The following is a 25,029-nucleotide window of genomic DNA, read 5'->3' as shown; positions in this document are numbered from 1 at the left end:
GGCAGTCGCCTCTGCCCTCTTTGTCGTTCCGCCGACGGGAAGGATGATGCCCATGACACTGATCAAGCCACGCACTCGCGGGAAGCAACTGGTGCGGCACCGGACGCGTCTCGACTACGAAACCAACGAGACGCTGTACGCCTACGCGCACTTCATCGGCGAGTCCACCGAGTACGTCCTGAATCAGGTGATCGACACCGTGCTCGCCAGGGACAAGGAATACCTGCAGTGGCGTGCGACCCACAGTGAGACATTCGTTCCGAGCGCATCTGGTGCGCGCGGTGCTCGGGCTCCCGGAGGGCGGCGTCGCACTCCCGTTGCTGCCAGCGGTGCGTGAGGAGTCCATTCAGTGCTGGCAACGTCGAGCCTGCGCGCGTTCCTTGAGTCGAGGGCCCTGATTGCCTTGACCACGGCGGCCTTGGTCGGATCGGCAGGGCTCTACGCGTTTCCTGTTAATCCGGACGAGCCATTCCTCGCCGCGATCGCAAGCCGCCGGCCAGATGTCCTCACAGTGATCAGCTACGGGTACGCCGCCATGTGGTTCTCAACGCCTTTCCACGTGGCGTCCCTTCTCTTGTCTCTGACGGCAATCGTCCTTTACCGCAAGCAACCGCGCATGCGGTTCCGCGAGCTACCGCCCTACCCATCTCCCGAGACTCGCCCAGCCCCATCGCTAATACTCGGCGAGTCCCACCATCCCACCACGATTGGTCGGGCCGCCGAACCGACGTGGCTGATCATTCCGGAACGCGGGCTCTACACGGGAACGATGATCGTTGGTGCCATCGGAACCGGAAAGACTTCCGCATGCATGTATCCCTACGTGGACCAGCTTGTGAGGTGGCGCAGCCAGGACCAAGAGCGGAAGATCGGTGGCCTGGTGATGGAGGTCAAGGGCGATTTCTGTCTGCAGGTCCGCAGGATGCTAACGGACGCGGGTCGTGCCGACGACTACGTTGAGATCGGGTTGGATACGGGCACTTGCTACAACCCGCTTCACAACGACCTTGACCCGTATGCCGTGGCCTACGCGATTGCTTCCTTGCTGAACAACTTGTTCGGGAAGTCAAAGGAGCCGTTCTGGCAACAGGCGTACACCGACCTGTTGAAGTTCGTGATCCTGCTGCGGCGTCTGAGCGACGGCTACACCACCCTCTCCGATGTCTACCGCTATGTGCTGGACGATTCGCAGATCGACCGCGACATCCGGCGACTGAAGGTGTCACTGTCGGATGTTCCGGAAGTAGTGCTCGTGCCGACGGTCGAGTATCAACTGCTGGACCTGCAGCGTTCCTGGGCTCATTGGTTCCAGGACGATGCGGAGCATATGGCGCACCCTTATGACGCCGAGCTCGAAACGTTCTTGGACAGCAGAGGCGCGTCGTATGAAGTGCGAAAGGCCAAAGGCGCCGGCTGGGCCGATCGGAGGCATCAGCTGGAAGCCGTCGAGCGCTGGTACGCCGGCGGTTGGAGTCGTCTCGACACACGTTTGCGTTCGTCGATCACAGAGGGCATCGTCGTGTTCCTGTCACTGTTCGACGATAACCCTGCGGTCCACCGGGCCTTCTGTCCCCCGCGTCGCGCCTACTCCGGAACTTTGAGTCCGGGCGAGCCCACACCCTTACCTCCCATCGATACGCTCCTCGATGCCGGTCGCGTGCTGGCTCTGAACTTTCCTGTTGCCGCCAATCCAGGGCTCGCGCGCATCATCGGCGTGATGCTGAAGCTGGATTTTCAGCGAGCCGTTCTTCAGCGCATTCCGAAGATTAGTTCGCAACCGGGCAAGGCCTGGCGAGACCTGATGTTCATCTGCGACGAGTACCATGCGTTCGCGACGGTTGGGGAGACCGATCCGACCGGCGACGAGCGCACGTTCGCGCTATCCAGGCAGGCGAGATTGATTCCGATCGTTGCCACACAAAGCATCAGCTCACTGCGGTCGGTCCTTCCCGGAGACGAGAGCTGGAGGACGCTGCTGCAGTGCTTCCGTAACAAAGTGTTTCTCGCCACCAGCGACGAGTTCACGGCCCGAAACGCCGCCGACCTGTGCGGGCGGCATGACAAGCTCAAGGCGCACTACAGCCTCTCCGAGTCCGGGCGCGAGGCTCACATTTCACTGCTCACCGGCCGCGCTGCCGCGAACAAGCATTCGATCACCGCGACAAAGAGCTACGCACCCACCCACGAACACATCTTTGCCCCACGGGTCTTCACCCAGTTGCAGAACGCGCAGGCCATCGTCCTGCCCTACGACGGCGTGAATCCCTTACCCCCGCAGTTCTGCTATCTGAAACCGCACTACCTGGATGTGCAAACGAGCTATTTCGATCACCTCGAACGAGGCGCCCTGTGAGCAGCCTGGACCGGATCCTTCCTTTTCTGCGGCCCATCGAGGATCTTCTGCGGGATCCGACGGTTACGGAGGTAATGGTGAACCGTGGCGGCCGGCAGGTCTTCGTCGAGCGCCACGGCGCCATCGAGGCGGTAGCCGATCGCACACTGGACTCCCGCAGCCTGACGGTCGCGATCAAGAACATCGCCAGGGCCTGCGGCGATGAGATCTCGGAGGCCCAACCCGCGCTCGATGCCAGACTTGAGGATGGCTCGCGCGTAGCAGCAATGTTTCCGCCGTGTTCGGTCGATGGACCGACACTCACGGTGCGGAAGTTCACCCACCACTATTCGCTGGACGAACTCGTCCAGTCTGGAACGTTGCCTGACCACCTGGCGAACACTCTGGTGGATGCTGTCCGCACGCGCCAGAACATCCTGATATCCGGCGGCACCGGGACGGGAAAGACAACGCTTCTCAACGCCCTTGCCGCAACCATCCCGGCAACCGATCGGATTGTGCTGATCGAGGAGACATCAGAGATCCGGATCGACAAGCCCAATCTAGTCCGATTCGAGGCCCGTCGCCTGCAGCAACCGCTCGGGCAGGAAGCCCCTTTGCCGGCGGTGACGATTGCCGACCTTCTGCGAGCAACTTTGCGGCACCGGCCGGACCGCATCCTTGTGGGCGAGGTCCGGGGAGCGGAAGCGTTTGACCTCCTGCAAGCGCTCAATACCGGCCACCAGGGCGCCCTCAGCACTATCCACGCGAACTCCGCCACACAAGCTCTCGCCCGCTTGGCTCATTGCGTGGTTGCAGCGAACGTCGGCCTGCCTCACCACAGCACGCGGGAGGCGATTGCCCTGGCGATCGATCTAGTCGTTCACATCGACCGCCGATCCGGGCGGCGGATCGTTACCGAAGCCTTGCACGTCTCCGGCTATTGCGGCCCAACGGATCAGTTTGAACTCGATCGATTTTGGGTGTTTGATGAAATGGCTCCCCACGAAAGCGAGGACTCATGACGACAAGAGCCTGGCTGGCGCCAATGCTGTTTCTCGGATTGACTGCGTGCGGTGGAGGTTCACCGGGTCCCACCAGTCCATCAGCTCCCACATCGTTCTTGACGGGAACGTGGCGCGGGACCCTGGTTCTGCAGGTGAACCCTGGCGATCCTCAGGCGCCGCCTCCAACCAGTGGCGCGATGGAGTGGACCTTTGAGGCGCTCCCGCAGACAAACCTGCAGTCCTTCCGCACGTCGGTGCACTCGGACCATTCGTGGCTGACCATGACAACGACCGGCACGACGGCGATCACTCCCGGGAACACCGCACCAGCTCAGATCAGCACCCAGGGTGAGTTCACGTCGCCGCGCGGATGCCGAGGCACGTTTGGAAGCGTCGGACGTGCGGAGACCGGCCGGATTGAAGCCGACTTTACCGGCACGGATTGCCAAGCGGCGACGTTCACTGGCCACTTGATTCTCACAAAGAGTTAGCCAAGTCTACTTACCTTAACTTTCGGCGACTCACTCTGGTCGCCTTGCGATCACCGCCGCCACTCGCATCGCTCGCAGTTAGAAGCCAACCTAGCAATACTCACGAAGAGCCCTAGCCACAAACGGAACTATTCGTTTCGCAGCGCATGCAGGCTGAGGGCGTGAGCGTTCAACTACGGTGAGCACGTCCCGGCTCTAATCAACGTTTGACAGGATGAAGTGGGGGCCATAGGCTCTTGCGAATGCAGATGAGCCATAGGGACATTGAGACAAAAGGCACAAGTAGGTTTGGCCGTTCGTGCGCCCAAGACGCCATCGCGGTGATTTGACGCGCATGTCCAAGCTACCATCCGCTCCGATCCCGTCACCGCCAGAGCCTGCCAACGTTTCCAGCGACGTCACCGCATTCGGCAAGTTGGTCCCGGCCCTTGATCACCTGAAAATATTCAGCGATACCCAATGGGAAGAGTTTGTGCTGGAGTGGGCTGATTCTCTCGCGAAAGAGTATCCGCGGGTGGAGCGGTGCGGCGGCGCGGGCGATATGGGGCGAGACGTCATTGCGATGGTCGATCCTGCTACTGGCGCATGGGACAACTATCAGTGCAAGCACTACAAGGAACTTCTTGCCCCGCACCATATTTGGATTGAGCTTGGGAAGCTCGTTTATTACACAAAGCGCGGCGAGTATGCCTATCCACGCCGATACTTCTTCGTTGCTCCGCTAGGCGCCGGGCAGAAGCTTTCGAAACTACTTAAGAAGCCCGATAAGCTTCGCGCCGGTCTTTTGGATAACTGGGCCGAACACTGCCGAACGAAGATCACGAAGGCAAAGACGATCGAGCTCGACACTGAGATGCGAGCGCACATCGCGGGCCTTGACTTCTCAATCTTCGATTACGTTCCGCCGCTACGGATCCTGGATGGGCACGCCAAGACGCGCTGGCACGTGGCGCGGTTTGGGGGAGGGTTGCCGGAACGCCCGGCCGACGCAATGCCACCGCATACGCCTGCCGTCCACGAGACTGTGTTCGTACAGGAACTGCTGGCTGCTTATGGCGACCATCTTAAGAAGCCCGTCAGCGTAGTTGACGACCTTGATTCGGACGATTTGCGACAACACTATGGCGACGCGAGACTTGAGTTCTACAGCGCAGAATCGCTGAGAACATTCTCTCGAGATACCTTGCCACCCGGCGCGTACGAGCGTCTGCAAGACGATCTTCACACCGGCATTGCCGACGATCTGCGAGACGACCGGCACGAAGATGGATACCGCCGAGTCGTCGCCGTAGTCAAAACAGCGCGACTTCTGCCCTTGACCTCTCACGCCGTCCACGGTCGCATGTCCATGCGCGATCGCGGTGGCATCTGCCATCAGATGGTGAACGATCAAAAGTTCCGGTGGGTGAAGTGACGGACGACATCGCGCGCGAGCGAACTTCGCCCTTCAATTCGCCGATCGAAACGGGCTTGCGGATGCTATGCCTTTTATCGGCTGGATTCCCTACCCCATGCTCACTGCAACGACTGGTCGTCTTTGACTACTTGGTGGTGCACTCAGATGACATCCCAGGAGGCCCGCCCGGGCTTCACCCGCAGACACCACACCGTAGCGGCGAGATTCTCGTACGCCGAGGCGTATTGCAATCTGGGCTACTTCTCTACCAGAGCCGCGGACTGATTGACACCGTCTACACCACTTCAGGCGTCTTCTACGCGGCGACGGATCAATCCGCACCCTTTCTGGATGTGCTGAGTTCGAGTTACGTCGCAGGCTTGCGCGACCGGGCTGATTGGGTGGTGGAGGGGTTTAGCGCGCTGAGCGATACCGAGCTTGACGCGTTGGTGCGCCAGCACATCGGTCAATGGGGAGCGGAATTCGCGCTTGAGTCAGTGTTGTGGGCGGAGGAACAGGCATGAGCACTGGATTCATCCTCAAGCGCCTGCTCCTCTCCGGGCCCAGGGTCGAAGGTGCCGAAGTAACGTTCGAGCGAGGATTGAATGTTATCGCCGGCCCGTCTGATACCGGAAAGACGTTCATCGTCGAATGTATCGACTACGCGTTAGGAAGTGGGACCGCCCCAAGGGACATAAAGAAGGCAGAGCCATACACATCGATTTTCCTCGATATAGAGGGACCAGACGGCACCCTCTACACGCTCGAACGAGGCCTGCGGGGCGGTGACATTGGGATCAAGGCGATGGGCCACCACCCGCGTACGGTGTCGGCTAAGCATGATCCCAATGATCCTGACACTGTCTCCGCTTTCCTGCTGACACTTTGTGGGCTAGAAGGCAGGAAGGTCAGAATGAATTCCAGGGGCACGACCCGCATGCTCAGTTTTCGAGACATCGCCCCTCTCGTTATCGTGGACGAGCTGTCCGTCGTTACAAAAGGCTCTCCCGCTTTGAGCGGCCAATTCATTCACGAAACGGTTGAGAGCAGTGTGTTCCGTTTGCTGCTCACTGGAACCGACGACAGTGGTGTAATCGCGAAGGTCGATCCGAAAGTCCTAAAAGGCCGGACAGAAGGCAAGACCGAAGTCCTGGCGGCGTTGCTGGATAGAGCCCGCGAGAAGCTTCAAGAAAGAAAACTCGAAGTGACCCTCGAAGATAAGCGCGAGCAGTTGGCGCGAGCAGACGAATCAATCGACGCGGCCAACAACGAACTCGAAGCCGAGCAGGCTGGCGTCGCGGCCATTGAGGAGCGCCGCCGTAAGGCGTGGAATGAACTTCGCCAAATTGAATCACGCAGCAATGTACTGACGGAGCTGCAGGCGCGCTTCGAGCTTCTTGAACAGCAATATGGCTCCGATCTGCGACGGCTAGAGGCCGTCGCTGAAGCGGGTTTCCGCCTTGGTCAGATGAAACAGGACAGGTGTCCGGTTTGCGGCGCCCTTCCAGAACATCACGTGCAAGAGCATCAACATAATGATACCGCAGCGGTCGATGTCGCTGGCGCCTCGCGCGCCGAGGCGCAGAAGACGGCGGCATTGATGCGCGATCTCGCCACGACGCTTGCCTCGAATGGCGCAGAGATTGAGCAGCTCGCAGCGAGCGGTCGGAAGTGGAAGTTGGAACTCGACGCAGCAGCTTTAGAACTCCGAACCCAATTTCAGCCTCGTCTGCAGGCAGCCGTGCAGAAATTCCGGCAACTTCAGCTGCAGCGAGACAAAATTTACACGGAGCTAGAACTTCTGGGGCGCGTCGATGAATACGAAAGGCTTTTGGGTGAGGCTGAAGCGCCGCGGGCTAAGCAGAAGAAGGAGCCGGCACAGATCGCTGTTAGCAGCGGCGCTGCTGAAAACTTCAGCCGGGAAACCGAGCGGCTTCTTCGGGATTGGCGTTTCCCGAACTTGGACCGAGTAACTTTCAGCGAAGAGAAGCTCGATGTAGTTATTTCGGGCGAACCTCGCGGAAGCCATGGGAAAGGCGTTCGCGCCATCACACACGCTGCTTTCAATCTCGCCCTCTTGCGGCTGTTTCAGGGTGAGGGTAAGCCGTATTCTGCGATGGTGTTGATTGACTCTCCCCTTGTCGTATACCGAGAGCCCGATCCGGGCGAGGAAGAGTTCCCGGCCAGCGTCAAGGACTCCTTCTACCGAGAAGTCTCAAAGGTGTTCACTGAAATGCAAGTTATCATCTTGGAGAACGACGAGCCGCCAGCCGATCTCGGTGACGCCGCTCACGTTGTACTTTTCACCGGCACGGCTGAAGGGCGTTGGGGCTTCATTCCGTTGCCTCCGGCACAACCAGTTTCAGCACCCTCATGATGCGATCGTAGCTAACCGGCTCCAATAGCCGTAACGGCTCCGACGCCCCCCCCCCATAGTCCTGTTTGGTTACATAGCTCACCCGTCACCAGACACGTAAAATAGAGATATGGCAGTCCGTCCTGAAACCAAGTTTCGGTGGTTCGACCGTGGCGCGGAGGCCGCGCGCGCCTTCTTCCCGTCATTCAAGACGGCGACGGGCGACGAGCTGACCGAGCCCTACTATGTGTGCCCCCTCTGCATCCGCCGCGACGAGGTTACAGGCCGTTACTCATTTCGAATGCTTCGCCGAGGCGCTGTCGGGTCTGGCGAGCTGACCTCAGAGCACGTGCCACCCGAGAGTTTCGCCGGCCGGGATCTGCTTCTCACCTGCGCCGAATGCAACCACAGGGCCGGTGCATTTCTCGATTCGCACGCAAGGCGCCGGGAGAACCCGGGCGACGTGTTCGCGGGACGGCCGACCACGCCGCTGGCTGTCAACGTCACGGCAGGGGGGCACACACTGTCGGCCAGCTTCGAGAACCAAGAAGGCGTACTGGCGATCAAGATCAACAAAGAGAAGTATCAGAAACCTGGTGCCTTGGAAGGATTTCGGGCCGTCACCCAGTTCGCCGCAGGTCAGCCTTCAGACATCAACATCGATTTCAGCGGCGACAGGCACTCCGAGAGGAACGCACGGATAAGCTGGTTGCGAACGGCGTACCTTGCTGCGTTTGCGTGCATGGGATATCGCTACATCTTCTCTCCCGCACTCGATCCGGTACGCAGACAGATCGCCGATCCAGAGGCGGAGCACATTCGTCTCTGGATGGTTACGACTCCGGGGGAGCACGACTGGACTGAGCGAACGTTCGTGACAGTTCGCCAGCCTGAATCGTTGCATGGTTATTGTGCGCGTGTTGGACGCCACATCATCTTCCTTCCCGCGCCCTGGGATATGGACTTCTACGACCGGCTCGCTGAATCCCGTGACAGCGGCGATTCGAGTGTGATGGTAAATGGCCAGTCCTACGAATGGCCGCACGAGCCGTCCTTTGGCCTCCCATTACCACAATCCAAACCTGACTCGGAGCAAGCGTCTGAAGGGCGGCCGCCTGAGAATGCCCCCAGTGACAATCTCTAGCCGCGCCCGCCTCGAGTCGATCGATACGGCACTTTGGCGTATGCGTGAAGAGCTCGGCCAATTGTGGATAGGTGCGGTGCGCTTTGCAGTCGACGACGATCTGTTTAGTGGTGTACCGCAAACCACATGGCTCGACTTGAAAGAGCGGATGTGGATTCGGCCCGACAATTACGGTGACCTCGGGTTCAAGCTCACGGGGGCCGGGCTTAATCGCTGCGATGCGCGCGGCCGGCGAACTGCCATCTGATGAGCACAAGCAACGATGTGTCACTCTGCGCACCGCCTTCAAGGCCCTTGTCAAAGGCCGTGAACTCGAAGGAGGCCGCACTGATACGTGGTCGCTTGTCGCGACGACCGGCCTGACTGACAACTGGATCTTCAATGCCATGGACGCGCGCTTCCTGGCGCATGAATGGCCGCGTGATTATGTAGATGTTGATTTCCGTAGTGGTGGCCGCGACATCCGGGTTCCGGCTAACTTCGGAATGCAACGGCCCTGGGGGATGGAGGCAGGGCCGATACTGCCGATGGCCGATCTCTAATTCGCACCCGGTCCCCATAGACAGGCTTGGCATCTGTAGCAGTGTGCCGGCGAATCCGCGCGCGGCGCGGACCACGCTCTATTCGGCAAGCCTCACCGGGCCGCCCCGCGTCCCGGCCAGCGCGCACGAAGAGAAACTGACGATGGCGGCGGCAATCCGACTGTCGTCATTGGCGCTGTGATACTGGCAGGCCTTGCGGCGGCGTTGACAGCGGCGTGGCTGCCAACGCGGCGAGCACTAAACATCCGACCATCGAAAGCCGCTCGCGAGCCAATAAGCTTTAGGAATTGTCATTGACCCCTAGTCAGCGGGTCAGCCGCCCTGTTTCATCCAAGGGCGCGCTTCGCTAGCCTTGATTGCTTCGATGCTGCGCAACCACGTCATCAGCGGGTTCCATCTGGAGAAGCGTGGGTCCTCCCAGGTAATCGACTTGTAAGGTTTCAATAGAATCGCGCGTTCAGACGATATAGGCGACGGCTCCAAGTCGCCGCGATTCATCGTTCACGCTCGCGCCTCATTGGCTCGTGCGTCCCGCCCTTGTTCCGTGCGTCATACCGACACACGCGAACGTAGCCAACGCTATCGGTTCAGGCCCGTAGCGTTTTTCAGGAGGCCCATCATGTCCAAAGGCAATGGCGAAGTGGTGTCTGTGAAGATTCTCCGTAACGAATCCGGCAGTCCCAAGGGGAAGCTGGCTGATGCGGAGGTGATCTTCGAAGCCGGTAGCGGCCCGTTCAGCGGTCTGCGTCTTCTCGGCTTCGCGGTTTGGGAACGTCCAACCGGAGGGAAGAACGTGACGTTTCCAGCTCGGACGTACTCCGTGAACGGAGAACGCCGCAGCTTCTCACTGTTGCGCCCCGCAAATGGCGAGGCCGGTGTGCAGGACGCGATTCGGCAGTGCATCCTCGACGCGTACAGCCGCGTCGAGCAGCCTGTCTGACGCGTCCAATACGTCTCTGGCGGTCGGGCCTTAGGGCCCGGCCGCTTGAGCCGACTTCATTCCGTAACCGAAGGACTTGACTATGGATACCGCCGTTCGCGCCACTGCCGAGAGACCACACCCGCACCTGCGTCCAGCCGACGCGGCCCAAACGCTTAGTGTGACGGTCACCTATGACCTCTCCGAGGCGGGTCGAAAGGCCTCACTGCTCACCGGTGGGGATGGCCGCGGGCGCCAGCAGTTCACGATTCCAGTTCCCATCTCCAGGTTGCACCTGGTCGATGTCGATACGGCGGGCGTCGCGCGACTGAAGCTGCGACCGCGATTCGAGCTGGGTGCCAACGAACGCGTCGTTCGGCATGACGCGTTTCCGACCTACGACGCGCCGCCGACGGTCGAAGATCTGTTTCGGGATGCGGCGAGGAATCACGAGCTCGAGCGGCTGTTCCAGGCTCAGCGAAACACTTGGCGCTCTCAGCGGCGAGAAGCCGACCAGGATCGCCGTTCCCAGGCCGCGCTCGAGTTCCTGTCCAGCCCCAAACAGCGGGCGACGGTTCACCCTGCTCCCAGTCCCTCACGGTGCTTCCTAGCTACACCGAATGGCCGAGTGATGTTCGATGTCACCTCCGATGTCGGACCAGCGCGCGAAGTTCCCGCCGAGGCCCATCGGCGGTTCCGTGCGGATTTGGCCGCTCGGCGCCAGCGCAACCTGAGCCAGCGCGCCGACCAGCTGGCGCTCCACGAGCAGAAGACCGCGGCCGCTCGCGAATGGGTCGCGCTCAGGGGCAGCGCCGAACAGCAGGCACGCTCGGCGGCTGGGGTTCTGCCGCTGGACGAAGTGATCGCGGCGATGACCGATGAGGCATTTCAGGCCGTCGCGGAACTGCCCCGCTACGAGATGGACGGCTCCGAGAGACTCCAGGCGCACCTGCGCGACACGGTCGGCGACGCGAACGTAATTGTTGCGCCAGCCGACCTGATGGTTAAGTCCGCGGACGCGACCGGCGCGACCGCGGGCCAGTGGGCCGTCGTCAAGCGCCTGCAGTCTGCCCTGCCCGACGCCACGGTCAAACTGCGCGAGCACCGGTTGTCTTCGCGGCGGGACATGCGCCCTCACGAACTGGTGATCTTTGGTGCCTTGGTAACGAGGCGGGTTGGTCCGTTCAACCTTCGTCGCGAGTTCGCCGTGCCGAGCAGGTAAGCCATCACGCACTGAGCTTCGCGTCTGATCTCTCGCCGTGGCCATTCCGGCCACTCCTCCGCATCGCCCGATGCGGAGTTACTCACCACTGTCGCCATAACGGCCACATTCAAAGGAGTAAGACCATGCACGGTATTGGTGTATCGGCTGTCAACGCGCTCACTGCACATAAGGAGTGGGCTACCCGGCCGCCCGACGAACGGTTTGATTCCGTTCGCGCTCTCTACGAAGCCGCCCACAATCGGCGGCTCCAGACTGACGAGCATCGTGTTGAGACTCGTGAGATCGCGTTACAGGCCGGGCCTGACGATCGTCTGGCTCTGCGGAGCGGATGCGCTCAGCCCGCAGCCTTAACGCATTGGAGCTTCGAACAGCTCGCCACCATCGCAGGCGCGCCGCCGAAGTATCTCCGCACCCTACCCGCGACGATCGCCGCAGCGGCCATCAATCATGGGTTACAGCGACAACCGCGCCTGCAGCATCAGCTGTTTGCCGACCGGATCGCACCATGGACCGTCAGGGCGATGACATCGCCTCGATACGCACGCGTCCACCACGACGAGCTCGCTAGCCGGATGCTCGACCTGACGTCCACGCATCCCGCCTGGCACCTGCCGCTCGGCTACAAGGACGGTGTGTTCGGCGCGGAACGTGTTCCGACCGGCGCATACCTGGGGGATCGAGACATGTTCCTGTTCCTGGTGGACGGCAATCGCGACATCAACGATCCAACGGACGCCTCGCACTCGGGGCTGTTCCGTGGGTTGATCCTTCGCAATAGCGATGTCGGCGCCGCAGCCCTGACCCTTGATGTGTTCCTCTTCCGCGCGGTCTGCGGAAACCACATCATCTGGGGCTTCCAACATGTCGCGAGCTTTCGGCGGCGCCATATCGGCGCGTCGATACAGGATGCCTGGTCCGACTCCCTTCAGGGTGTTCGGGCGGCGTTGGATGCTGACACCGATGCCGACACGGCGGTGATCGCGAAGGCGGCTGCCTCAGAGATCGCCCCTAGCCGGGAGCAGGTTATCCAGAGCGTGACCCAGCGGCTCGATCTGCCGCAGAAGCACGCTGCTGAAGCCTATGACATCGCCGAGGCGACCGAGACCAACCCCCGCTCAGTGTGGGGCTACGTTCAGGGTCTCACCAGGCTCAGTCAGCGCACACCGTGGCAGGACGGCCGCTTTGTCCTGGACCGTGCTGCTGGAAGTTTGCTGGCCACGGTTCAATGACCGTGGCATTTCACCGTGCGGGCCAAGTGCCCGCACGGACCTTCTCGCGGTTGACGGGCCATCGCACTCCAGATTTTGTGGCTCGCCTCCTCGCCGTCAAGGCTCTTCGCTTTGCTTCGACCTGACTTCGTCAGGCTTCGGCCTTGACGGACGACTCGTCGAGCCATTGGAGCAATTATGCGATGTCCCGGCGCACCTGCCCGGCATCGGACTCCGATCACCTTTGCAGGTTATCGCCATGTCCGATACATCTTCGGTTCCCAGCATCCAGGTCACGATTGGCCGCCAGACGCGGCTGTATCACGCCTTTGTTACAACAGCACCGGCAAGTCTTGACGCACCCTCCACACTGACCCTCTACGAGGGCCCACTGATCAACGTGATCGCATTTGCGCTGGATTCGGCTCCGCTGCATGCCAGCAAGGCCAGAACGCCGGCGCGGCTAATCCTCATCGATACAGCCGAACTGTCGTGGCAGAAGGCAAGCTGCAGGGCCCAGGCGCATCGACTTACGCCGGCCGACCCGTTGCTGGTCGGATTCAACACTCTGCAGGAATGGCTCTGGCGGCGCCTCCAGCGCCCACAGAAGGCGGGTTCAACTCGCATCGCGACGTCCTAAGGAGAACCGCCGATGGACACCGCATCACCTGGAATCGACGAGCCTTTTGCGGAGCGCCACTATACGGTCGCCGAGCTGGCAACCATGTGGAACCTATCCAGCGAGTTCGTTCGGCAGATCGTTCAGCATGAGCCTGGCGTGACCGAATGGGTTAGACAGCAGCCAGGCCGCCGTAGGTATCGAGTGCTGCGCGTCCCGCAGTCGGTGGCCGAACGTGTCTACCGCCGCGCGCTCGGTAAGGCGCGCGCGGAAGCCACCGCTGGAGTCGGCACTAGCCGGGCGCGGTGACCCGCTCTCGTAAGGTCGTGGTCGGTCGCGAGTAGTCGCTACTCGAACGAGAAGCGGCTACCCACTCTTGGCGGGTAGCCAATACCCGACGCCGGTGACGCCGCCGCACGGTGGATCGAGAATCGTTCGGCATTCTGCGAGTCGCTCTTGGCCGTTGCATTGCAAAACGTTGTCTCACGAAGGTTCCGACGACTCCCCAGTCGATGGACCTGCGGCGGGTGAAATGAATGATGCGCGTCGATTGATACTGCTAGGTAAACATGGGGAGCTTCTCGAAACCACAATCCAGGCGGCACTGATTCGGTTGGCGGCACGAGCCGTACGTCAGTTTCCGGCGCTGAAGGACGACGTGGCTCTCGTCGAGGTATTGGAGGAGGCCGGCCGCCGGATCGTGGCCAGGCAGGAGCGCGCTGGGCCACTTGCGAATCTCCATGGCTACGCGTGGGTAACTGTTCGCAGTGTTGCGACTTCGTTCATGCGCCGAGGCTCGGTCCGCCTGACTCAGAAGACGCTCGAACCTGGAGCGAGCGAGGCCTTGCTGACTGCGGAGCCCGCCGTGCGTGCAACTCCTCAGCAAGTGGAGCAACGGATTCTGCTGCGCCAGATACTGGGCAGGCTAAGCGCCGAAGAGCGCCGCATTTGCCTCTGGAAGCAAGCTGGATTCTCAAGTTTCGAGATCTCGCACTTGCTGGGTCGCTCCGTTCCTTCGGTCGACACTGTTTACTCCCGAGCCAAATGCCGACTTCGCCAGTTGCTAAGTTCTTCCAAGCCGGGTGGAGAGCAATGGAGTAAGGGGAAGTGACTGCGACCTTGAGTGTCCAAATTGTGACGATGACGCCAAGGTGTCCTTTGACTGCTTTGCTTCGCGCCAGAGACGAGGATGCAACCGCATCCGGACCGGGTAGCGCTGCGGGCCGCAACAGCCCAGCGACATAACGCCCGGGACACTGGACTGCATGACACCGCGGTTGCCGATACCGTGGGGACGACGACTACCAACGCGGCGGATTAACAAGGTGCGGCTGGGCCGCCGTACGGTGGCTAGTCGCTTCCGTAAATCAGCAACGGGTAGCCAGTGATCGTTTGAATGAGGCTGTTGGTTGAGCCAACGATGGAAAGGTGGTCGGCCGGCGCATCCTGCCGCGAGAAGCCAGGCTGAACGATGCCAACTCGAAAGACGACGAATTTCTTGCGGGCGCTCTTGCGCAATGTCACGAGCTGCGCAGGTGTGCCGCGGATGAAGCGTGACGGCCGCCCCCTGCCGTGCCGGCTATCTCGCTGGACCAAGTGCTTCACGAGCGTCTCAAGACTCCATGTCCATTTGACGCTCTTGGCAGCTTGACCGCATAACTCGTAGAGGTCACTCGCCCTCTCGCCAGGCTGCGCACCGTGCGAATACTTGCAGTGCCAGAGAAACACGGTGATCGTGTCGGCGGTTTCCTCCACCGAGACGATATCGGCACTCTCGCCAGTATCGTCGTCGTCGACGATAAAGGTCGCTAGAGTGGCTTCGAGATGGGTAATGAAATGATGTTGAATTGAGTCTTCGCGGACTGCACCGTCCTTCCAACGGCTCTCTTTGGCGAAATCGACGTCAATCCAATCAAGCGTCTGCACTTGTGTTCGGTCGAACGTATCCGCGAGCGCCTCGCGCGGCTTCAAGAGAATATTTCCAGACAGTTGGGAGCCGTCGGCGAGCCTGACTAGTGGCGGATTCTCAGTGAAGAAGGCGGCGATGTCCCATTCAGTCCCGGAGGCCACAATGCGTAGCGCTTCCCCGGCCACTAGCCTGACCGCGTAGGTGCCTTCGTTTCCGCCAACGCCAGGTGTCAGGGTCAGCTCAAGCAGGCTCTCCAGTTCGAGTCCTGCGCGGAATATGAATCGAAAGCTGGTTCCACCCACCGTCCATGCGCCCAGATCGAGCTGGCAGTCATGAAAGTCGTGGGAAGCGTCGGCGGCGGACCGTGCTTGAAAGCGGAAGTTCCACGCCTCGAAGAGCTGGTCTGGCCAATCAACAAGGAGTGCTTCCGCGTCCGGAAGGGCGACGACTAGAGACGGAATCAAAGTGAAGCGAAGAAAATCGTTGGGCTGGGCATTCGGGTCCGCCAGCTTGGCGCCGATCTCGTCGCACCACGATTTCCACTGTGCGAGAGAGCCCGTCGCCATCGACCAGATCTTCCCCTTTCTCGAACAGCCAACCGTATGCCTGGTGCCGTTCTCGTATCCAACGCCCGTCACGTTGGACTTCATCTTGTCCTGCTGGAGGACGGGGTCGATAGCGTTTCGCACGTCGAGGCCGGCAAACATCTGGTAGCGCACGTTCCGACTCCGGCTGGTCAGCCCAACACTGTGAAGGATGAGCCTTTGGAGTCGCGCAAATGTCTTGAAGACTTCTTCACCGTTTACCAGCTGCGGATCGTTGGCAATGGCCTTGGCCAGTCCCGCTGTCGCGTTGCCTTTTCGGGAGCAATGCACATAAAGAAACTCGCGCGCCGGGTCGAAATAGGCAATGTACAGATCCCATCCATCGGTCACGATTTCGCGCGAATCGGTCCAATCAAGGGTGTCGCGTTGATTGACGACCAAGACGAGGAATCGATCTCGCTCGCTGATTAATGGGTGATGAATCTTCTGGGCGGGCCGAAAAGCCTTTGCAAACCGTCCGGGGAAGAAAGAGTCGGTTCGATAAACCTGGGTACTGATCTTGGGGCGCAAGGCGAGCGTCGAAATGTCGAGGCTGTGGTCCCCCGCTGGTGCTGGGCGAAGATTCGCCACGAGCGCGGAAAGACGGGCCTGAGGGTTGATCGCGTCATAGCTGAGGTCGGACAGCAGGAGATTCCAGTCGGCATCTTCGCGATAGAGACTCTCGAGCGCTTCGGGCACGCCGTCGGCGGCGGTGTTTGCTACAAACGTTGCGTCCCCTACGTTCTGCGCGGTGCGCGCGAAGCGCCCGATAAACTGAAGTGTTACGCCCAGACTCTTGTGCACCGCGTGAAGGGCGGCAATCTTTAGACTTGGCAGGTCGAAGCCTTCGCCGAACATGTTCACGCAGACGACTATGCGGTGCTGGCCATTCCTCACATTCGCCAAGAGGGCGCGTTTACCCCGTGTACGGCTGTGAATCAAGATGGGATTCAGGTCGCCCGCAACGGGCTGATAGATCGTCTCGAACAGGCGCTCAGCATCGGCAATCGTTGCGGCTCGGGCCATCAAGACGTGACTGTGGCCAGCGGCTAGGTCCTCTCGTAGCCGGGCGACGGCAGCTTCGGCAATCGCAGAATCAGCCCGGGCATCATCGGGCTCAAAGACCTCAACAAACCGGATTGGTTTGAAGTAACCCTGCTCCTGAGCGACATTGAGCGGAAACTCATAGATGATGCGCCCATCAACGGCCTTGCCGTCTTCCCGGTAAGGCGTCGCCGTGAAGAGCACGACTTTGGCGGCTTTACAATGCGCGCGAAACTTCTTCCAGGTGGTCGCCTCGACGTGATGGGCCTCGTCGAAGAACGCGTGAGAAAACAGCTGCGCGAATATGCGCTGCGGCGCTTCGGTAGCCTGACCGATTGAACTCATTGTTGTAAGAACGACGTTGCACGCCCGTAGCGCGTCAAGATGCACGTCGGCAGGGGCCGATTCGAGGACGCCGACCACGGGGTTCGGCATACCGGTAATGACGCCAATCTTCTCCAATAGCCCGTAACTCTCGAACTTTTCAGCCGTTTGAGTGCGAAGTGCGTCTGTCGGCACCACGACAAGCAATCGACGGCAGCGGGACGCGATCGCCGCAGCCATCATGACTTCCGTTTTCCCGGTTCCGGTCGGCATCACGACCAAGGCCGGGTCGTCATTGACTGTCCAGTGGGACGCAATGGCGTGCAGTGCTCCCACTTGCGGGAGACGCAGCCCGAGGCGCGCAGGTGCTACGGCGTCGGCCTCCCGTTCTTCGCGATAGCGAATGCCTTCTCCCCATGCCGCGTGGACCTGGTCTCTGACGCCGACGAAGGGAGCAATCTCCGATGGGATGTTGCGAAATGCGGGCTGCTCGAGAATGAGCGTTCCATCAACCACATTCGCTGCCCTTGATCGAAGAACGCCTGAGATGTCAGGTCCGTAGTCTTCCGTGACGCTAGCCAGCTCAATAACGAGACGCTCACCGCCCTCAGCCTCGACTATCAACCTGCGACAATTCGCACCGCGAGACTTGAAAGGCTGGGCTGAGCAGGGAACCTTGTGGCCTCCCTGCTGCAGGCGCCGGACTACTAGGCCGCTTACGCGATGCTCGAATGCGTAACGTGCGGGGAGCCGCACTCCAGTGATGGTTGCGACCAGGCCCCTATCCATGGGTGAGGGACCGCCCTGAAACTCGCATCACAGGCTCGCCCACTCGCTAGACAGGGCTTCAGCCTGCTGCAGGACGTTCTGGACGGCGGCGTCCTGAAGGTCCGGCGGATAGCCGTATTTCCGCAGCAACCGCTTGACGTGGCGGCGGATGTTAGCGCGGGCGGAATCGCGGTGCATCCAGTCCACCGAGACGTTGCTCTTGATGACCGACACCAACTCATGGGCGATGACCCTCAACTGTGGCTCGCCCATGACCTCGCGCGCGCTGTCGTTCTCGGCGAGGGCGTCGTAGAAAGCAATCTCGTCCTCCGTCAGGCCCGTTTCTTCGCCGCGCGTGCGAGCGGCACGGATGTCCTTGGCAATCTGGATCAACTCTTCCAGCACCTGCGCAGTCGTGATGGCGTTGTTGTGATAGCGGGCGATTGCAGCCTCAAGGCGCTCGGTGAATGCTTTCGATTGCGTGATGTTTGACTTCGAGCGTGAGCGTACCTCGCCATTGATCAATTTCTTGAGCGCCTCGATCGCGAGATTCTTCTTGTCGGTCTGACGAATCTCAGCGAGGAACTCGTCAGACAGGATCGAGATATCGGGACTCTCCAGGCCGGCGGCCTTCATGATGTCGATGATCTCGGTCGACACGATGGCGCGGCTTACGATCTGCTGGATGGCCAGTTCCCGCTCCGCGGCGCTCTTCTTGCCGTCACCCGGCAAGCTCTTGATCAGCGCCGCGCGGATGGCCTGGAAGAATCCGACCTCTTCCCGGATCGCGCTCGCGGTGTCGCTGGCACCGGCGAGGGCGAAGGCTTTCGAAAGGGCGACAACCGCGTCGCCGTAGCGGCGGTGCGCCCGTTTCTTACCCTCCTTCGATGTCTCCTTCTCGGCCTCAGCCTGTTGGACTGTTAGGACCCAATCGATGGCGCCAGCCATGAGCTTCAGCCGCGATTGCGGCGTCGCACTGGCGTCGACGGCCGGCCGGTAATCAAAGCCACCGGGTGTGTCAGGTCTAAAGACGGCCCGCACGATCTCGTACTTCTCCTGCAGAACTCGTTCGGCCTCTTCCTCATCGATGCCCGTCTGGTCGCGATCCGCGCCCGAGTACTGGCCGAGCGCAGTCTTTAGGTTCTGCGCTACGCCAATGTAGTCAACAATGAGCCCTGCGGGCTTGTCCCGGAAGACGCGGTTCACGCGGGCGATGGCCTGCATCAGGCCGTGGCCCTTCATCGGCTTGTCGATATACATCGTGTGCATCGACGGCGCGTCGAAGCCGGTAAGCCACATATCACGGACAATCACGAGTTTCAGCGGGTCGTTCGCGCTCTTAGCGCGCTTGGCCAGCAACTCACGGCGTGCCTTCGGTCGCCCACCGATATGCGGCTGCCACGCCGCCGGATCGGAGGCCGCGCCGGTCATCACCACCTTAATCGCGCCCTTCTCGTCGTCGTCGCTGTGCCAGTTGGTGCGCAGCGCGGTGATCTCCTTGTAAAGAGCCACGCAAATCCGGCGGCTCATGCAGACGACCATGCCTTTGCCGGCGAGGGCCGCCGTGCGCGCTTCAAAGTGCGTGACCAGGTCCTTGGCGATCATCTTGAGGCGCTTGTCCGCGCCGACAAGGGCCTCGACGCTCGCCCACTTCCGCTTGAGGCGTTCCTGCTCGGTCAGAGCTTCGTCTTCGGTGACCTCCTCGACTTCCCCGTCGATCTTAGGCCTCTCGTTCTCATCCAGTTCGATCCGCGCGAGACGGCTCTCGTAGTAGATGGGAACGGTCGCACCATCCTCCACTGCGCGGCTGATGTCATAGACATCGATGTAGTTCCCGAACACAGCCGGCGTGTTGACATCGTCCTTCTCGATTGGCGTGCCGGTGAATCCGATGAACGAGGCGTTGGGAAGCGCATCTCGCATGTATTTGGCAAACCCATAGGAGATGTCGCCGGTCTTGCGTTCGACCTTGGCTCTGAATCCGTATTGGCTTCGGTGCGCCTCGTCGGCAATCACGACAACGTTGCGGCGGTCCGTGAGCACCGGGTACGAAGACGCACCTGTCTCGGGTGAGAACTTCTGAAGCGTGGTGAAGATCACGCCGCCCGACGGGCGTTCCAGGAGCTTGCGCAGCTCCTCGCGGTCTTCGGCTTGCTGTGGGGTTTGCCGAAGCAAGTCCTTGCACATGCTGAACGTCGAGAAAAGCTGATCGTCCAGGTCGTTGCGGTCGGTCAGGACGACAAGGGTCGGATTCTCCATCGCCGGGTGTTTGATGACCTGCCCGGCATAAAAGGCCATCAGGAAGCTCTTGCCCGACCCCTGCGTGTGCCAGATGACCCCGACCTTGCGGTCGCCATCCGGCTTGGTCGCCTCGATGGTCCGGCGGACCGCGTGCCTCACGGCATGAAACTGGTGATATCCGGCCAGGATCTTTACGACGTCGCTTCCCGTTTCACTGAAGACGATGAAGTCCTTGATGAGATCGAGAAAGCGACGGCGGTTGAAGGCTCCCTTGAGAATGGTTTCAAGTTCGGGCGTGCCCTTCGGGGCCACGTCATCGCCCTCGACGGTCCGCCACGGCATAAAGCGCTCGCGATCGGCGGTCAGGGAGCCTATGCGCGCGCCGATGCCGTCGGAGATCACCAGGACAGCATTTGTCCGGAACAGGGACGGGATCTGTGCCTTGTAGGTCTGGAACTGGTTGAAAGCCCCGTCGACGGTGGCGTTCTCATCACCCGGGTTCTTGAGTTCGAGAATACCCAGCGGCAGACCGTTAACGAAGAGCACGACATCAGGCCGCCGGTTCACCTTGTTCTCGATCACAGTGAACTGGTTGACGGCGAGCCAGTCATTTGCGTCGATATCGTCGAAGTCGATCAAGCGCGCATACTCGCCGCTGATGGAGCCGTCGGCACGGCGCACTTCAACCGGCACGCCTTCGACCAGGTAGCGATGCAGCCTGCGGTTCTCTTCAACGGCCGAGGGAGTCTCAGACTGGATCACCTTCGAGAGTACCGCGGCGCGCGCCTCGGGCTCAAACCGCGGGTTGAGCCGCTCGATCGCGGCCTTCAGTCGCCCAAGCAGGAGAACGTCACCATAGCTGGCACGCTCCGGAACATCCGCGTCCGGCCCGATCACGCTTCCATGCGTTGTCGCCCAACTGAGCTCCCCAAGCCAGGCAAGTGCCGCTTCTTCGACGTGACTTTCCACGAGCTTGGTCACTTCCGCTCCCCCGCGACGCTGGCCAATGCCGCCTTCAGGACCTGAAAGCACACCTTCGCCGTGTGCTCATCCGGCGTGAAGCCCGAGATCATTTGCTGATAGGGATGAATATAGTTCCGAAAATCGCGCAATCCGTGGCTGAACTTCTTGACGTCTGGCTGCAACAATTGGACATCACAGGCCACGTCGATGAACTCCGCCAGGGACCAGCCGTGGAAAGGCTTCACCGCTCCATTGCGGTCCTTCGGCGCGGCACTTGAACAGTTGAATTTCTGCGGCTCCTTCTGAGCGGCACCGAGCAAGACTGCCTCAAGAACGCTGCCGCACAGGAAGATGACCGACAGGTTTGCCCCGGCCTTGAGAGCGACCCGAGCCTCCGTGAGACGTGCTTCCACTATCGCTGCAACCTGGGACTCGACCGGTAGCTTGTGGAGATTCGGGATCGTGAATTCTTTCTCGAGGAAATTGTCTGCCGTTGCCGCAGGTGCCGGCGCAGGTTTCGGCTTCACACCGGCCAGGCGGTTAACAATCGTGTGGCACTTTTCTAGAATCGGCACGTCCTGAGCCGTGCCATTCAGTTCGCAGTCGGCAACATAGGATTCCAGCAACTCCGACAGAACCGGTGCGACGGCTCCATCTGGCTCAACCTCCCAGAATGCACGCATCTTCTTGGCTTTCGACGTGCCGTATTTCTGGTACCGCATGTCGTTGTGAACGTCGATCTTGTGGCGGGCGAAGAAAGCACCAAATGTCGGGTCGGTATAGTTCAGGACGTAGCCGCCCTGCATATTGAGCAGCTTTTCGAGATAGCGCTTGTCGATATCCGTGAGGCTGCTCAATGCGCCGCCCCCGATGGGTTGATCTGCTCTGACACGCCGATCTCTCCCGAGACGAGCGGTGGTCCAAGCAGGTCGCGTGTTGCGTCCAATGTTCGGGACTCTAACAAGTTCGCTTCGCTCTGCTGGTGTAACGCCTGAGCAATCTCTGTGAATGCCTGAACCAATTCCTCTGGAGGGATGACAATCAGAGGCATCTGCAGAGCGTCTTTGGGCAGCATGTTTACTGTCGTGCCGTTCGCAAAGCCACTAATCCAGTAGTGCCAACGCTCAGAATTAAACAGCTGCACAAGATAGTGCGTGGTCATCGGCGACCCCGGCGCTGGCCGGACGCGGTACAGATGGTGACTGAAAATAGTTCGTTGACCAAAGCGCGCGGGCACGATTGCGGCGTGGCCGATCAGCAATCGATCAAACCCCTGCTCGGTATTTGCGACGATCATGTCACCAGGCAAGATCAGGTGTTTGTCACGGTTCGTGCCCGAGAAGAACTTGATGCCATCGTGTTTGTATCCGCCGCCTTCGTAAATCGAATTCAGGTTGTGCATCGGAAGGCCGGTGCCATCTTCTCGAAGCCCATCGCCGTCGTAACTTAGCCCGCGCTCAATATCGACGTGCTCGGCTAGTGGTTCAACTCTCCACCCTTTGGGGATTGGCCCAACCGGCGAATGCTCAAAAGCCGGTGGAAAGAACGCCGAGAGGTTCTTGCCAATGCTCGCGGGCTTCTCGCCTCGCGCCATCGCTCGGGTCGGGCCAAACGCCAGAAACCAGTCGCCAAATATCGACCGGGCGAGACCGTCCAGCGTTCGATTCATTTGCGTGTTCGCAATAATCTTCTCGTCGAGGAGGTCAAGCACTCTGGCAATCGCTTTTTGCTCCGCGAGTGGTGGTAGCGGCAGGCGAAATGACTCGATATGTCCCTTCGTAATAGCGCGGCGCGAACCACCTGCGTTGAATGACTCGATGTACGCCTTCACCTGTGGGTGTGTGAGATACGCAAGGACGTAGCCTGGGTGCGCCCGAGCGGGGTCGACGCGGATAATCGCCACGTGCTGATTGACGCAAGCAGGCAGCAGCGCCTCAGGGGCAGCGCAGCACCGCGCAAAGGTGATCCCGTCGCCGGTGATGTTGAGCAGAAGGTCGCCGGGTTGGACGACTACACCTCTCAGGGCGCTTGCCTGCGCGTCAGAAATAAAGGCCAGACCATCCGGGTCAAAGCGACGATCAAAGACGTTCTGGCTTCTAATGAGTGCGAATTGATTCCGCTGTTTCAGGTAGGCTTCGGCCCCTCCTGTTGGAGTCGCCCCAGAGCCTATCTTCGTAGCGATCTCATCGAGTCGCACTACCGGCCAGTCGCGCGCGACGCTTATCGGAGATCTAGTCGTCACGCCGAGTCCTCTCCAGGGTCGCTCTGATCTGCTCTTGGAGATGATGGGCAACAGAGAACTGGCTTTCCAGCTCGGAGCGGAGCGAGGCGTAGCGGGCCGGGAACGATGCCGAATCATCCTCCACGTCCGGCGCCCCTACGTATCGGCCCGGGGTTAACACGAACCCGTGATTGACAATCGCTTCGCGCTCGACGCTCTTGCAGAAACCAGGCTGATCTGAGTACGGTCCGCAGTCTGCTTCGCCACGCCATGCGTGGTACGTATCAGTAATCCGCGTGACGTCGTTGGGGCTGAGTTCTTTGCGCGTGCGGTCGACTAATGCGCCAAGTTTCCTTCCGTCGATAAAAAGGATCTCGCCTCGTCGATCGCGCCACTTGCCGCCAGGATTCTTGTTGCGTGTCAAGAACCAAAGACAGGCGGGAATCTGAGTTGAATAGAACAATTGGCCCGGAAGCACGACCATGCAGTCGATCACATCGGCCTCGACCATGGCTTTGCGGATTTCGTCCTCACCGTTCTGCGTGGAAGACATAGAACCGTTCGCCAAGACCACGCCTGCGGCACCGCGAGGCGCTAAGTGCCAGAGAATGTGCTGAAGCCAAGCGAAGTTCGCATTTCCGGCTGGGGGCGCTCCGTATGACCAACGAGCGTCTTCACGAAGACGTTCGCCGCCCCAGTCGGAGTCATTAAAAGGTGGATTGGCCAGTATGTAGTCGAAACGAAGATCCCTTAGTTCATCCTTGTGAAAACTTCCCTCGTTGTTCCAGCGAATATCGGCGTCAATGCCGCGAACGGCGAGATTCATTTTGGCCAGCCGCCATGTCGTATAGTTCGACTCCTGACCATAAATAGCAATGTCGCCGAGGCGTCCGCCGTGGCTCTCGACGAATTTCTCTGACTGAACGAACATGCCGCCGGAACCGCAGCAGGGATCGTAGACACGGCCCTTGTAGGGCTCCAGCATCTCGACGAGGACGCGGACGACGGACTGCGGCGTGTAGAACTCGCCGCCGCGCTTGCCTTCCGAACCGGCGAAACCGCCGAGGAAGTATTCGTAAACCCGTCCGAGAATGTCGCGCGCCTTGTCGCCCGGTTCGCCCATGCCGATGCCGGAGACCAGGTCAATCAACTCCCCCAGCATGACCTTGTCGAGCGCGGGCCGGTTGTAATCCTTCGGAAGAACGCCTTTGAGGCTCGCGTTTGATGTCTCAATCGCCAACATGGCGTCGTCAATGATCTTGCCAATCGTTGGTTGCTTGGCGTTCGCCTGGAGATACGACCAGCGCGCCTCCTTTGGGACCCAGAACACGTTCTCTGCGAGATACTCGTCGGAGTCCTCGGCAATCGACGGGTCTTCTTTCAGCAGCTGCTCGTGTTTCGCCTCAAACGCATTCGAGATGTGTTTCAGAAAAATCAGGCCCAGGGCGACGTGCTTGTAATCCGACGGCTCGAGATTCTTGCGAAGCTTGTCGGCGGCCTGAAACAATTGGGCTTCGAAGCCCAGGTTGGCGCCGTTCTTGTTCTTCAGGCTGGTAGGAGCTGGTGCGGACTCCGTCTCTGCCTTTTTCTTGGTGCGAGCCATGAATACCTATTTCAGCTTGATTGCGCTCGCCCCACCGTAGATGGCGGCCATAAGCTGAGCAGGAGGAACTATGCCACTTGGGTGAGGTTCAATCCAGAAGTTCCGGCAGCCACGGCCTACCCTGTTTATCGAA

At 60.3% G+C, this 25,029-nt stretch carries 20 protein-coding genes; 14 read left to right on the top strand and 6 right to left on the bottom strand.

Annotated features, from left to right (window positions below; all coding sequences use genetic code 11):
* The first annotated feature begins 52 nt into the window (after positions 1-52).
* The 10 genes from Q8T13_20115 to Q8T13_20070 all read left to right on the top strand — a co-directional run bounded on the left by Q8T13_20115 (position 53) and on the right by Q8T13_20070 (position 10,208).
* Entirely contained in the window at positions 53-337 is a 285-nt protein-coding gene (locus Q8T13_20115; protein ID MDP3720073.1) for a hypothetical protein, read from the top strand.
* A gap of 12 nt (positions 338-349) precedes the next feature.
* Positions 350-2,353, top strand: coding sequence for a type IV secretion system DNA-binding domain-containing protein (locus Q8T13_20110; GenBank protein ID MDP3720072.1), 2,004 nt, complete (start codon positions 350-352; stop codon positions 2,351-2,353).
* Positions 2,350-3,357, top strand: coding sequence for an ATPase, T2SS/T4P/T4SS family (locus tag Q8T13_20105; protein ID MDP3720071.1), 1,008 nt, complete (start codon positions 2,350-2,352; stop codon positions 3,355-3,357). The genes Q8T13_20110 and Q8T13_20105 overlap by 4 nt, the downstream gene beginning before the upstream one ends.
* Before the next feature lie 807 nt (positions 3,358-4,164).
* A complete protein-coding gene (locus Q8T13_20100; GenBank protein ID MDP3720070.1) occupies positions 4,165-5,244 on the top strand; it encodes a hypothetical protein in 1,080 nt (359 codons plus the stop codon).
* On the top strand, positions 5,241-5,750 hold the full coding sequence (locus Q8T13_20095) for a threonine transporter (protein ID MDP3720069.1): 510 nt from the start codon (positions 5,241-5,243) through the stop codon (positions 5,748-5,750). The genes Q8T13_20100 and Q8T13_20095 overlap by 4 nt, the downstream gene beginning before the upstream one ends.
* Positions 5,747-7,603: a hypothetical protein gene (locus Q8T13_20090; GenBank protein ID MDP3720068.1), complete on the top strand. Its 1,857-nt coding sequence runs from the start codon at positions 5,747-5,749 to the stop codon at positions 7,601-7,603. Before Q8T13_20095 ends, Q8T13_20090 begins: the two co-directional genes overlap by 4 nt.
* 109 nt (positions 7,604-7,712) lie before the next feature.
* The gene (locus tag Q8T13_20085) at positions 7,713-8,726 is read left to right on the top strand and encodes a hypothetical protein (protein MDP3720067.1); all 1,014 of its coding nucleotides are present in this window, start codon (positions 7,713-7,715) and stop codon (positions 8,724-8,726) included.
* Positions 8,713-8,973 carry a hypothetical protein gene (locus tag Q8T13_20080; protein ID MDP3720066.1) on the top strand — a complete coding sequence of 87 codons (261 nt, stop codon included), beginning with the start codon at positions 8,713-8,715 and terminating at the stop codon, positions 8,971-8,973. Before Q8T13_20085 ends, Q8T13_20080 begins: the two co-directional genes overlap by 14 nt.
* Positions 8,945-9,268 (top strand): hypothetical protein, encoded by a 324-nt coding sequence (locus Q8T13_20075; GenBank protein ID MDP3720065.1) that lies wholly within the window; start codon positions 8,945-8,947, stop codon positions 9,266-9,268. Before Q8T13_20080 ends, Q8T13_20075 begins: the two co-directional genes overlap by 29 nt.
* Before the next feature lie 619 nt (positions 9,269-9,887).
* On the top strand, positions 9,888-10,208 hold the full coding sequence (locus Q8T13_20070; protein MDP3720064.1) for a hypothetical protein: 321 nt from the start codon (positions 9,888-9,890) through the stop codon (positions 10,206-10,208).
* Positions 10,209-10,410: 202 nt separating this feature from the next.
* On the opposite strand, the gene Q8T13_20065 is transcribed toward Q8T13_20070, so the two are convergent.
* A complete protein-coding gene (locus Q8T13_20065) occupies positions 10,411-10,767 on the bottom strand; it encodes a hypothetical protein (GenBank protein MDP3720063.1) in 357 nt (118 codons plus the stop codon).
* A gap of 51 nt (positions 10,768-10,818) precedes the next feature.
* On the opposite strand from Q8T13_20065, the gene Q8T13_20060 reads away from it, so the two are divergent.
* The 4 genes from Q8T13_20060 to Q8T13_20045 all read left to right on the top strand — a co-directional run bounded on the left by Q8T13_20060 (position 10,819) and on the right by Q8T13_20045 (position 14,350).
* Positions 10,819-11,409 (top strand): hypothetical protein, encoded by a 591-nt coding sequence (locus tag Q8T13_20060; protein MDP3720062.1) that lies wholly within the window; start codon positions 10,819-10,821, stop codon positions 11,407-11,409.
* A 125-nt stretch (positions 11,410-11,534) separates the two neighbouring features.
* On the top strand, positions 11,535-12,641 hold the full coding sequence (locus Q8T13_20055) for a DUF932 domain-containing protein (GenBank protein ID MDP3720061.1): 1,107 nt from the start codon (positions 11,535-11,537) through the stop codon (positions 12,639-12,641).
* 238 nt (positions 12,642-12,879) lie between these two features.
* On the top strand, positions 12,880-13,260 hold the full coding sequence (locus tag Q8T13_20050) for a hypothetical protein (GenBank protein MDP3720060.1): 381 nt from the start codon (positions 12,880-12,882) through the stop codon (positions 13,258-13,260).
* A gap of 511 nt (positions 13,261-13,771) precedes the next feature.
* Positions 13,772-14,350: a sigma-70 family RNA polymerase sigma factor gene (locus tag Q8T13_20045; protein ID MDP3720059.1), complete on the top strand. Its 579-nt coding sequence runs from the start codon at positions 13,772-13,774 to the stop codon at positions 14,348-14,350.
* A 239-nt stretch (positions 14,351-14,589) separates the two neighbouring features.
* Here the strand turns inward: Q8T13_20045 and Q8T13_20040 are convergent, their stop codons facing one another.
* The 5 genes from Q8T13_20040 to Q8T13_20020 form a co-directional block, all read right to left on the bottom strand.
* Positions 14,590-17,616, bottom strand: a complete 3,027-nt coding sequence (locus Q8T13_20040) for a DEAD/DEAH box helicase family protein (protein MDP3720058.1) — start codon at positions 17,614-17,616, stop codon at positions 14,590-14,592.
* A 300-nt stretch (positions 17,617-17,916) separates the two neighbouring features.
* Positions 17,917-21,090 carry a type I restriction endonuclease subunit R gene (locus Q8T13_20035; protein ID MDP3720057.1) on the bottom strand — a complete coding sequence of 1,058 codons (3,174 nt, stop codon included), beginning with the start codon at positions 21,088-21,090 and terminating at the stop codon, positions 17,917-17,919.
* Positions 21,087-21,929 carry a hypothetical protein gene (locus tag Q8T13_20030; GenBank protein ID MDP3720056.1) on the bottom strand — a complete coding sequence of 281 codons (843 nt, stop codon included), beginning with the start codon at positions 21,927-21,929 and terminating at the stop codon, positions 21,087-21,089. The genes Q8T13_20035 and Q8T13_20030 overlap by 4 nt, the downstream gene beginning before the upstream one ends.
* Positions 21,926-23,269 carry a restriction endonuclease subunit S gene (locus Q8T13_20025; protein ID MDP3720055.1) on the bottom strand — a complete coding sequence of 448 codons (1,344 nt, stop codon included), beginning with the start codon at positions 23,267-23,269 and terminating at the stop codon, positions 21,926-21,928. The genes Q8T13_20030 and Q8T13_20025 overlap by 4 nt, the downstream gene beginning before the upstream one ends.
* Positions 23,270-23,303: 34 nt before the next feature.
* Positions 23,304-24,896, bottom strand: a complete 1,593-nt coding sequence (locus tag Q8T13_20020; GenBank protein ID MDP3720054.1) for a class I SAM-dependent DNA methyltransferase — start codon at positions 24,894-24,896, stop codon at positions 23,304-23,306.
* Positions 24,897-25,029: the final 133 nt, after the last annotated feature.

Source organism: Acidobacteriota bacterium, assembly GCA_030697165.1.
In the GTDB taxonomy this organism is placed as follows: domain Bacteria; phylum Acidobacteriota; class Vicinamibacteria; order Vicinamibacterales; family UBA2999; genus 12-FULL-67-14b.
This window is presented reverse-complemented; position numbering and strand designations above follow the sequence as displayed.

What these genes read in the sequence shown, in the direction of transcription:
- Q8T13_20115 (MDP3720073.1), top strand. Translation starts at nt 53, where the DNA reads ATGACACTGATCAAGCCACGCACTCGCGGGAAGCAACTGGTGCGGCAC.
- Q8T13_20100 (MDP3720070.1), top strand. Translation starts at nt 4,165, where the DNA reads ATGTCCAAGCTACCATCCGCTCCGATCCCGTCACCGCCAGAGCCTGCC.
- Q8T13_20090 (MDP3720068.1), top strand. Translation starts at nt 5,747, where the DNA reads ATGAGCACTGGATTCATCCTCAAGCGCCTGCTCCTCTCCGGGCCCAGG.
- Q8T13_20085 (MDP3720067.1), top strand. Translation starts at nt 7,713, where the DNA reads ATGGCAGTCCGTCCTGAAACCAAGTTTCGGTGGTTCGACCGTGGCGCG.
- Q8T13_20075 (MDP3720065.1), top strand. Translation starts at nt 8,945, where the DNA reads ATGCGCGCGGCCGGCGAACTGCCATCTGATGAGCACAAGCAACGATGT.
- Q8T13_20070 (MDP3720064.1), top strand. Translation starts at nt 9,888, where the DNA reads ATGTCCAAAGGCAATGGCGAAGTGGTGTCTGTGAAGATTCTCCGTAAC.
- Q8T13_20060 (MDP3720062.1), top strand. Translation starts at nt 10,819, where the DNA reads ATGTTCGATGTCACCTCCGATGTCGGACCAGCGCGCGAAGTTCCCGCC.
- Q8T13_20055 (MDP3720061.1), top strand. Translation starts at nt 11,535, where the DNA reads ATGCACGGTATTGGTGTATCGGCTGTCAACGCGCTCACTGCACATAAG.
- Q8T13_20050 (MDP3720060.1), top strand. Translation starts at nt 12,880, where the DNA reads ATGTCCGATACATCTTCGGTTCCCAGCATCCAGGTCACGATTGGCCGC.
- Q8T13_20045 (MDP3720059.1), top strand. Translation starts at nt 13,772, where the DNA reads ATGAATGATGCGCGTCGATTGATACTGCTAGGTAAACATGGGGAGCTT.
- Q8T13_20020 (MDP3720054.1), bottom strand. Translation starts at nt 24,896, where the DNA reads ATGGCTCGCACCAAGAAAAAGGCAGAGACGGAGTCCGCACCAGCTCCT.